The 9,846-nt window shown below is 67.4% G+C and carries 5 protein-coding genes and 3 pseudogenes; 3 read left to right on the forward strand and 5 right to left on the reverse strand.

Annotated features, from left to right (window positions below):
- Positions 1-1,023: 1,023 nt before the first annotated feature.
- From ACWEOE_RS39400 to ACWEOE_RS39410, 3 genes and pseudogenes are all read left to right on the forward strand, one after another.
- Positions 1,024-3,327: a LuxR C-terminal-related transcriptional regulator gene (locus ACWEOE_RS39400; protein ID WP_452018488.1), complete on the forward strand. Its 2,304-nt coding sequence runs from the start codon at positions 1,024-1,026 to the stop codon at positions 3,325-3,327.
- 36 nt (positions 3,328-3,363) lie between these two features.
- Positions 3,364-3,624: pseudogene (locus ACWEOE_RS39405) on the forward strand (methyltransferase); the annotation flags it as partial.
- 42 nt (positions 3,625-3,666) lie between these two features.
- Positions 3,667-4,426: pseudogene (locus ACWEOE_RS39410) on the forward strand (transposase family protein); the annotation flags it as partial.
- A gap of 21 nt (positions 4,427-4,447) precedes the next feature.
- On the opposite strand, the gene ACWEOE_RS39415 reads toward ACWEOE_RS39410, so the two are convergent.
- The 5 genes and pseudogenes from ACWEOE_RS39415 to ACWEOE_RS39435 form a co-directional block, all read right to left on the reverse strand.
- Positions 4,448-5,983 (reverse strand): amidase, encoded by a 1,536-nt coding sequence (locus ACWEOE_RS39415; protein WP_452018490.1) that lies wholly within the window; start codon positions 5,981-5,983, stop codon positions 4,448-4,450.
- A 170-nt stretch (positions 5,984-6,153) separates the two neighbouring features.
- Positions 6,154-7,281, reverse strand: a pseudogene (locus ACWEOE_RS39420) (IS630 family transposase).
- 164 nt (positions 7,282-7,445) lie between these two features.
- Complete coding sequence (locus ACWEOE_RS39425) at positions 7,446-7,784, reverse strand: hypothetical protein (RefSeq protein WP_452018492.1); 339 nt, start codon at positions 7,782-7,784, stop codon at positions 7,446-7,448.
- Positions 7,781-8,680 (reverse strand): MFS transporter, encoded by a 900-nt coding sequence (locus tag ACWEOE_RS39430; RefSeq protein ID WP_452018494.1) that lies wholly within the window; start codon positions 8,678-8,680, stop codon positions 7,781-7,783. The genes ACWEOE_RS39425 and ACWEOE_RS39430 overlap by 4 nt, the downstream gene beginning before the upstream one ends.
- Positions 8,681-8,816: 136 nt before the next feature.
- Positions 8,817-9,846: alpha/beta hydrolase (locus ACWEOE_RS39435; RefSeq protein ID WP_452018496.1), on the reverse strand; the 1,030-nt coding region annotated here is incomplete at its 5' end.

A 9,846-nucleotide genomic window follows, 5' to 3' on the forward strand; every position in this document is an offset into this window, starting at 1 on the left:
GCGGCACCAGCCCGCAGATGGTCTGCGTACTCGTCGTGCTCGGGCAGTGCAATCCCGGTTGCGTCGCCGATTTCGTCGATCCGCAGCCGTCCGCGGACCGCCCACAGCCGCCACAGACAACGACAGCCGCCAAGCCTCCGCGAGGCTGGTGAAGCCGAGGACGTCCGCAGACCCGAGCCGAGCAGGGGCTCGGGTCTCGCGGACCAGCAGGGCGGTCACGGCGCGGTGATAGTGGCTGTCCAGAACGGAGGGTGAGGGGCGGCTGAGCACACCGGTGCGCACGGTTACTCTCGGCGCGAGAGCGTCGGTGGTCCAGGTGTTGCCCGCGGAACCGGACACTGCGGCGTCGGCCACGGGCGTGAGGACCGCGGCCGAATCGGCGGCTGCCGCGAGCATGCGCCGAGCGCGTGACGAGGTGAACACTGTGGGTTTCTCCCTGGTTCCAAAGCGGATCCGGGTGAGTTCACCCGTCGCGATCGACCCGCACCCGTCCGGTACCGGGAGGGACGGTGAACCTCTGCCGACCGGATAGGTACGTAGTTTCTCCGAAGGACTCCCGATGTGCGGGCCGCGCGCGGACGCGACTCTTGAAGAGCACGAAGCACAACCCGACACGGAGGTCCCCCGATGGCGATCGACTCGCTTCGCCAACCGTGCCCGGCCTGCTTCCGGTCCACCGTCCTCATCAGTCACTGGTGGGGCCGCCAGTGGACGCACGTGGGTACCGGGCTCCCCGGCTGTGAGAAGGCCGGGCGCGACCGGGAGGCGTTGCCCTCCCCTGCACCGGACCCCAGACCGCCGGCACCGGATCTGGCTGCCTGAAGGAAGATGCGTCGTTTCCCCGGCAAGTCACACCGAAGGGAGTTGCTCACTCTCCTTCCGACCAAGTGAGCCGACCCGCCGAACCCCGCACCACTGAGCACAGGACCTGGTACGGGGTTCGCTGGTCGCCAGATAAACGGAACAACCTGACATCGGCCACCGCGAGACGTACTCTCACACCAACTCGTGGAGGTGGTCTCGATGGGGACGCTGCCCGCGGAGCTGACCAGCTTCATCGGCCGGCGGCGGGAACTGGTCGAGATCCGCAGGCTGCTCTCGGCGGGACGCCTCGTCACGCTCACCGGGGCCGGCGGCGTCGGCAAGACCCGGCTCGCCGCGCGCGTCGCCGACCAGGTGGCGCACACCTTCCCCGACGGCGTCCGGCTGCTCGAGCTGGGCGACCTCCACGATTCCGCACTGCTTGCCCAGACCGTTGGCGCCGCTTTCGGGATCCGCGACGCCGACGAGGACCCACCGGGACGACTCGTCGAGTACTTGCGCGACAAGACTTCGCTGTTGGTGTTCGACAACTGCGAACACCTCGCCGAAGCATGTGCACGGCTCGCGCGCGACCTCCTCGCCCGCGCGCCCGACCTCCGGATCCTGGCCACCAGCAGGCACGTGCTGGGCATCGAAGGCGAACGGGTGTACTCCGTGACGCCGCTGGCGGTGCCGGAAACCCACGACCTCGCCGACGCCCACGGGCTCGACGCGGTGACACTGTTCACCGAACGCGCCACCGCGGTTTCCCCCGGATTCTCCCTCGACAGCGGCAACTGGCCCGCTGTCGTCGAGGTGTGCCGTCGGCTCGACGGGCTGCCGCTGGCGATCGAGCTGGCCGCCGTATGGCTGCGCACTCTGGCGATCGACGAGCTGCTCGATCGGCTCGACGACACCTTCCAGCTGCTGAGCCCCAACCCGGTCGCGCCGGCACGCCACAAATCGCTGATGGGCACGATCGACTGGAGCTACCTGCTGTGCACGCCGCGTGAGCGGACGTTGTGGTCCCGCATCGCGGTGTTCGCCGGCGGGTTTCACCTCGCGGCGGCCGAGGAGGTGTGCTCCGGCGAGGGCATCGAAACCGGCGACGTGCTCGGTCTCGTGGCGGCGCTCGTCGACAAATCCATCGTGCAGACCGCGGCCGACCGGGCGCCGACGCGCTTTCGCCTGTTGCAGACGATCCGCGAGTACGGCCGGCAGAAGCTGGCCGAGTCGGGAGGCGAAGCCGCGCTGCGCGACCGACACAGCGAGTACTTCCACCGCTTGGCCGAGCGCGCGCAGCACGACTGGGACACGGGCGCGGACCAGGTCGAGGTCCACGCGTCGATGCTGCGCGACCACGCGAACCTGCGTACCGCGCTCGACCACGACCTGAGCACCCCCGGCCGGTACGCCGCGGGCCTCGAGCTTGTGGTGACGCTGCACTTCTTCTGGCTGCAATGCGGGCGCCTCACCGAAGGACGGCTGTGGCTCGCGCGGGCGCTGGGGGTGAACACCGAGCCGAGCCGCGACCGTGCGCGGGCGTTGTGGATCAGCGCGTATGCCGCGTGCCTGATGGGCGAACCCCGCGCCGCGCTGCCCCTCATCCGCGAGGCCGAGGAGTGGGGCCGCCGCACCGGCGACCAGGTCGTGCTCGGCTACACGGACATGCTTACGGCCGCGCGCCATTTCCTGGAGGGCGATTTCGCCAACGCCACGGCGCTGTTCCATGAAGCGAACGCACGATTCGCTACCATCCCCGGTTACACCAGCATCAAAGTCCTCAGCCTGGGCACGGTGGCGCAGTCCGAGGCATGGGGCGGTGACCCGACGACGGCCGTGACCGTCGCGAACGAGGGTTTGGCCGCGTGCGACTCGACCGGAGAGCTCCGTGCGCTCACCCACCTGCTCTACTCGCGCTCGCTCGCGCAGTGGATGCTCGGCGACCACGACGCGGCGGAAACGGGGCTCCTGCGAGGAATCCGCACGGCGCGCCTGTTCAACGACGTCCTCAACGCCGCGCTGTGCGTGGAGCTGTTGTCGTGGGTCGCCGCCGCGACCGGCCGGACCGAGCTCGCCGCCGAACGCCTCGGCGTGGCGAACCAAGTGTGGCCGCTCGTCGGCGGCAAAGCGATGCTGGGACTGCGCCGCACCCTCGACCAGCACGCCGCCTGCGAACGCGCGGTCCGCGAGACTCTCGGCGATGCCCGTTACCGCACGGCGTTCAAACGCGGCGCCGAAGCGTCGACCGACTTCGAGGCCGCGATCGCCCACCTTCTCGGCGAGAACGTCGCTCCGCCCACTCCGGTCGCATCCCCTCGGGACACTTCCGAGCCGGAGCTGACAAGCCGCGAGCTCGAAGTGGCCGAGCTCGTCGCCGAGGGCCTCACGAACAAGGAGATCGCCCAGCGGCTGGTGATCAGCCGCCGGACAGTGGAGTCCCATGTGGACCACATCCTCGGCAAGCTCGGGTTCAGTTCCCGCAGCCGGATCCCGGCGTGGCTCGTCCAGCGGCGCAGCGGCTGAGCCTCTGGACGTCGGTGGCGCCGGGGCGAGGTCGTCCCTACCCTGATAAAGGCGAACCCGGAACTACACGGAGCGGTCTTCGACCTGCCCCATATCGTGCCCGCTGCCGCTGGTGCTGCCCGAGCCGACAGGCTGGAGGACCGTTTCACCACAGTTGGCGGGAATTCCTCGCACAGGCTCCGGTCGCCGACCTGTACATTCTGTACCCACATCTTACACGATTGGGATGACGAATCCTGCGTGCGCGTTCTCGCAAATCCTCGCTCCTCCCTCGCGGGTCAAAGCGATGTCTCGTAACTCGGTGTCGGTCGGTTGGGGGTGTTGGTTGATCATAGTGTGGTGCAGGTGATCTCGGCGTCGCGGTCGGAGTGGATTGCCCCGATCACGGGGTTGGAGCCGGGCCCGTTCCGCACGCTGGTGCGGATCACGGCGAACCGCGGCGGTGACGAGATCGCCGACGGCCGGCCCGGCCGTCGGCGGCGCCTGGACCTGGCCGATCGTGTACTGCTGGTCGCGACCTATCGGCGGACGAACCTGACGACGCGCCAGATCGGACCGCTGTTCGGGGTATCGCATTCCGCGCCGCACCGGGGGAAGCGACACGATCGGCCCGCTGCTGGCGCTGGCCCCGGTCCGCACACGGCGGATCGACGCCGTCGCGATCGTGGACGGCACGCTGGTGCCGACGTGGATCACCGACTGGCGGCACCGCCGAAGAACTACCGGTACTCGGCGAACGTGCAGATCGCGATCGACGCCGACACCCGGCTGGTGATCGCCACCGGCGACGCCCCGTCCAGGCAACGCAGGCGACTGCACCGTCTACCGCGACTCCGGCATCGAGCAGAAGTTGGCGGGGCGTCCGGTGATGGCCCACGGCAGCTACCAAGGCAACCCGGCTGTGATCATGCCCTACCGCAAACCCCGCGACGGCAGCCATCTCCCCGACTGGCAGGAACACCTCAACACCGGCCATCGCAAGATCCGTGCCCGCGTCGAACACACACTGGCGCAGATGAAATGCCGGAAGATCCTGCGCGACTACCGCCGCGCCGCCAGCACACTCAACGACACCGTCTCCGGCATCGCCCATCTGCACTTGGCGCGGCACCGAACCTCGTCAGGGCGAACAGATCAGGGGGTCTCGTTCGCTCCGCGAGCCATCGGGGAGCGAGGCCCCCGGGCCCAGCTGATCGGCCCAGCTCCCTTCGTCTCCTCCGTCAGCCCCGCGTGCTGTCGGTGAGGATTGGCGGTCGCCGGTCGTGCCAGGGGGCGGCGACCTCGAAGGCGGCCGAGGCCCTGAGCACCAGAGGGTCATCCATGCGCCGACCCACGATCTGGAGACCGACCGGGAGCCCTTCGCTGGTGAAGCCGGCCGGTACAGTCGCAGCGGGCTGTCCGGTGAAGTTGAACGGGAAGGTGAACGAGAGCCAGTAGAACGCGTCGACATCGCGACCGTCGATCGTGGCAAACCGTGCTCGAACGCCGGCACGGGAAGCGTCGGAGTCAGCAGCAGATCATATTCACGGAGGAAGCGCCAGGACGCATTGTAAATGGCTTTTCGGCGCATCACTGCACTGGTGAGCTGTTCGGCGGTCCAGTCGATGCGGAGCGCTTCAGCCAGATGCGGTGACATGCGGTCGCCAAGCTCATCGGCCATTCGCCGTAGACCGGTCAGATCACTCTCGCACAAAATCATGGGCAGCAGTGCCTCGTAAGGGTCGTCCCACCCGGGGTCAGCGCGCTCGACGGTGCAGCCCAAATCGCGCTCGAACACCGCGGCGGCTTGATCCACGACCGCGCGCACGGCGGGATCCACCGGCGCGTACCCGAAATCCGGGCTGTAGGCGACCCGCAAGCCACGTAGATCGCCGTCAGCCGCACGGAGCCAATCGACGTCGTCGGAACGGATGCTCAGGCGGTCACGTTCGTCGTAACCGGCGATCACCGACAGCACAAGTGCCGCGTCGGCCACCGTCCGGGTCAGCGGCCCGATGTGCTCGAGCGACTCCCAGCTGGACACTCCGGGATAGCGTTCGTCCTTGGTGCCCGGGTACAGCGGCACGCGCCCCATAGTCGGTTTGAAGCCGTAGACACCGCAGAAGCTCGCGGGGATCCGGATCGAGCCGCCACCGTCACTGCCCAGCGAGAACGGGCCGACGCCGGCGGCTACCGCCGCTGCACTGCCACCGGAGGTCCGCTCCAGGTCCCAAGGGTTTCTCGTCGGGGCGGCGAGCGGCGTCTGCCCAGTGCCGGAGAAGCCGAACTCGGGCACCTGGGTCTTGCCGATCACCACGGCACCCGCAGCGTTGATCCGCTCGACCACCACATCGTCCTCGTCGGGCACGAAATCGGCGTAGGCGTACGAGCCGGACGTGGTGCGGATGCCACGGGTGCAAATCAGGTCCTTGACACCAGTGGGCACGCCTGCGAGCGGTCCCACTTCGCGGCCGGCGGCGATGTCGGCCTCGATCTGTTTCGCCTGCTCCGCAGCCTGATCGACTGCCACGGTGGCGAACATGTTCAGCTTCGGTTCGAGCCGGTCAAGGCGCGCCAGCACCGCGTCGAGCGCCTCCACCGGGGAGATTTCCTTGGCGGCGATCCGCCGTGCCAGCGTCCCCGTGTCCCATTCGCAGATCTCATCGCTCACGGTCATCGACTCCGTCTCCTCGCTTGTCGGAAAATTATCGCAATCGGACGCCGAGCGGCCACCGCAGTCGGTCCGAGTTGAAACGGGACGTTCCCATCCGCGGGCCCACCTGTCGTCGCACTTCCGGTTAGATTGAGCCCTGGACTTTCAGGCTGGCGCGTTCAGCCTGACAACCGTCAGTCCCGGAGTTGCTGTGCCCTCAGCGAAGCGGTGCCGGTGACCTGGTGTGCTGAGTCATTGATTCGCTTGCAGTAGGCGGCGAGGGTGTCGAGGATGTCGTCGGCGGGCGTCGTCCATACGAAGGGTTTCGGGTTGGCGTGCCATTCGCTGGTCCACTGTCGTACGTCTTTTCCAGTGCGGTGACGCTGCGGTGGGCGGAGCGGCGGAGTTTCGGTTGGTCAGCTCGGCGAACCAGCGCTCGACCAGGTTCAGCCATGAACTGCTGGTCGGGGTGACGTGCCGGTGGAACCGGGGACGGCGCAGCAGCCAGTTCTTGACCTGCGGGGTTTGTGGCTGGCGTAGTTGTTCAGCATGAGGTGCAGGTCGAGTTCCTCCGGAACGGCCGCGTCGATCAGCTTCAGGCAACGCAGGAACTCCTGGCGACGGTGCCGCCGGTAGTGCTGGGCGATTACCGACCCGCTGGAGACGTCGAACGCCGCGAACAAACTGGTGGTGCCGTGACGAACGTAGTCATGAGTCAGCCGCGCCGGCGTGGTCGGCATAAGCGGCAAGATCGGGGCGGTCCGGTCGATCGCCTGCATCTGGCTTTTCTCGTCCACCACGAGGACCAACGCCTTCTCCGGTGGCGCCATGTACAGGCCGACGACATCACGGACTTTGTCCACGAACTGCGGATCAGTCGACAGTTTCCAGGTCTCGATCGCATGCGGCTTCAACCCGAACGCCCGCCAGATCGGCGAGACCGCCGACTGAGACAGGCCGGTCGCCGGCGCCATCGACCGCGTCGACCAGTGCGTGTCCTTACCCCAGGCTTCTTCCAGGGTCTTGGTGGTCATCCGCTCGCCCCGGTCATCAGTGATCGACCGCGGCCGCCCCGGACGCGGTTCATCCGACAAGCCGTCCAGCCGGCCAACCAGGAACCGCGACCGCCACTTGGAAACCACGTCCCGGGAAACGCCCAGATCGACGGCTACCTGGCCGATCGTGCCGGCTTCGGCGCACCGCGACACAATTCGAGCTCGCGCCGCCAACGCCTGCGCCGTCTTCCGACGCCGAATCCACGACAGCAAAACTCGCCGCTCCTCCTCGGACGACACCACCGGCTCAGCCTTCGGGTTCGGCATACCCACCCTACCTACCACCGAACTAACGACTCGCGACACTAGCCACTCACCTCGAGCGCCACCCTGGTCGGGACTTCACAGTGTCCGCGAGGAACAGGCCGAGGAGGCACCCGCGCCAACTGCCTTCAGTTGCCCGGGGCCCGAACCCGAGCCGCACGCGTACTCTAGGCCGAGGACACGGACGCGCTCTCCGGTGCCGGACGGTGAGCGGCCCTCACGCGTGACCGCACAGCGAGGATGGCGCCGGCGCCAAGTACGCCGACGACGGCGAACGTGTAGAAGCCCCACGGGTACGCCAGACCGGCGTCGAGCAGGACACCGCCGATGATGGGCCCGGTGATCGCACCGAGTCGCCCGACGCCCGCCGCCCAGCCGAGGCCTGTGGCCCGCAGGAAATCGCCGTAGGTGGCCGCGACGTAGGCAAAGACCAGAACCTGCGCGCTGAAAACGAAGAACCCGGTCACGAACACCGCGACGTAAAGACCAGCTCCCGGCAACTTCACGCTGAGCAACGCCAGCAGCACCGCCGCCGCACCGAACCAGCCGACGGTGGGCCTCTGACCCCTACCCGATCCGCGACGAAGCCCGCGACGATCATCCCGATCATGCCGCCGAGGTTCAAGGTCAGCAACAGGCTCAATGCGGTGCCCAACGGGTAGCCGGCGACCCGCATGATCTGCGGGAGCCATGTGTTGAGCCCGTAGACGAGAAGCAGACCCATGAACGACGCCACCCAGAAAGTGAGCGTCGACACCGCCCGACCGTGCCGGAACAGGCTGAAAACCACGTCCCAGCTGCGCTCTACCACCGGCTGCGAGTCAGGCTGCGAGTCAGGCAGATACCTCAGGACCAGTGGCACCAGTACCAGACCCGGCACTGCGCCGACGACGAACATCGCCTGCCAGCCGAGTCGTGGTATGACGACTATCCCGATGAGTGCGGTCAGCATGGCACCGACTTGGTAGCCCGTCATGGTCGTGGTGGCCGCGCTACTCCCCTTCCCGCTTCGGGAGTGCTCGCTGACCAACGCGAGTGCGGTCGGGACGCAGCCACCGAGCCCGATGCCGGCGAAGAACCGCAGCAAGCCGAACAGGAACGCCGAAGGCGCCGCGATGGATAGGATGGTGAAAAATGACATCCACGCCACCGAGATGGCCAGTGCCTTTCGCCGGCCGATCCGGTGGGTGAACGACCCGATGATCATTCCGCCGACGGTCATCCCGACCAGTCCGGCGGTGGAGATCGCCGCGATCCCGCCGGGAGTGAGATTCCAGACCCGTTCGCTCAGCATCTTGGGTGCCACTGCTCCCAGCATCACCAGGTCGAATCCATCGAGCATCACGGCCAACCAGGCCAGTGTGTTCACCCAGCGCCGGCTGGTCGTCTTGGCTCCGGGCATCGGAGTCTCCTTCGTAGGATCGGCTTACTCAACTCTTCATTCCGCGCCTTCCAGTCCTCGGCGTGCTGCCGGGAGCAAGACCCACCGGGCGCGAGCAGTCTGGAGAAGATCGGTTCTTCTGTGGATTGACTTTCCGTCACGCGTCGAGGCGCGCGTTGAGCCAGGAATTGATCCGCGCCTGGGCGTGCTTGCCCACCGGCGGGACCTTGCCGAAGAACTTGTGCGGTGCCTCAGGCCAGATGTCGAGCTCGGCGTCGTTGCCGGCTGCCTTCCACCGCTCACTCATGAATAGCGAGTCGTCGAGCAGCGGGTCAAGATTGCCCACCGTGAACAAGGCGGGGGGCAGACCCGCGAGATCGGCGTACAGGGGTGAGAACCGCGGGCTGTGCCACGATTCCAGGCCGATCGGGAACACCACCTCGGCGGTGCCCTGGAGGTACTGTGCCGTGAGCACAGGAGTGTCCGGCGTGGCCAAGCGTGCGGCGATGCTCAGGCTCACGTCGTAGACGCCGAACACCAGACTCGCGGCCAGGACCCGGTCGATCGCGTGCAGTTCGTCGCGCAGGTGGAGCAAGGTCATCGCGGCGAGGTGACCGCCGGCGGAACTTCCGGCGATCACCAGCCGGTCGGTGCCGAATTCGGCCTCGGCATGCTCGAGCAGCCACCCGACGGCTGCGAGGCAGTCCTCGAGCTGGGCGGGATAGGGGTGCTCCGGCGCAAGCCGGTAGTCCACGCTGACCGTCGCGACGCCACACGTGTTCACTGTCAGTTCGTTGATGAGGTCGTCCTGCTCAGGCAGCCCGATGACCCACCCGCCGCCGTGGATATTGACCATCACCGCACGCACGTCGCCCGGCGGGCGCAGGACATGCAGACGCAGGTCGCCTCCAGGACCAGGAATGATCACGTCGTGCGGGGTGAGCGATTCCGGCGGCCTGCTGCCGTCGATCGCATCGGTCCGCATCTCGATCCGACCCGCCGACGTGGTCACGTCGGGAACTCTTTCCTCGCGGAGCCGCTTATTGATCGCCCTGGCCTCCTCGAGGTCAGGGGCGGGGATGCTCTTCTCCTCTAGCTGTTGCGGGGCATGACGTTGGTGTCGGCTGACGGGGCCTGAGATAAGGGACGGGTCTTTCGGCGGCAGGATGAGAAGTGCGACCAACACA

It is taken from the genome of Amycolatopsis sp. NPDC004368 (assembly GCF_053602515.1).